Origin of the sequence: Streptomyces monashensis (genome assembly GCF_001866665.1) — a bacterium.
In the GTDB taxonomy this organism is placed as follows: domain Bacteria; phylum Actinomycetota; class Actinomycetes; order Streptomycetales; family Streptomycetaceae; genus Streptomyces; species Streptomyces monashensis.
Genome location: NZ_MLYO01000216.1, coordinates 1 through 345 on the forward strand (window position 1 = coordinate 1; position 345 = coordinate 345).

At 68.1% G+C, this 345-nt stretch carries 1 protein-coding gene; it reads left to right on the forward strand.

Annotated elements, in window-relative coordinates; translation table 11 throughout:
• A partial coding sequence (locus BIV23_RS48110) for a CurL C-terminal domain-containing protein (RefSeq protein ID WP_143079299.1) occupies positions 1-345 on the forward strand: 345 nt, incomplete at both ends.

Consider the following 345-nt stretch of genomic DNA (forward strand, 5'->3'; position numbering starts at 1 on the left):
TGCGGGTGTGTCGTCGTTCGGTCTGAGTGGGACGAATGCGCATGTGGTGCTGGAGGAGGCGCCTGCGGTTGAGCCTGTCGTGGTTGAGACCGCGGATGGGCCGGTGGTTCCGGGTGGTGTGTTCCCGGTGGTGGTGTCGGGTCAGTCCGAGGAGGCGTTGCGGGCGCAGGCGGGTCGTTGGGCGGGCTGGCTGGCGGAGCGTCCGGATGTTCGGCTCGCGGATGTGGCGGTGACGGCGGCTCGTCATCGTACGCATTTCGAGTCGCGGGCGAGTGTGGTGGCCGCGGATGTGGCTGGGCTTGTGGGTGCGTTGGAGGCGGTTGCTGCTGGTGGTTCGCATGATGC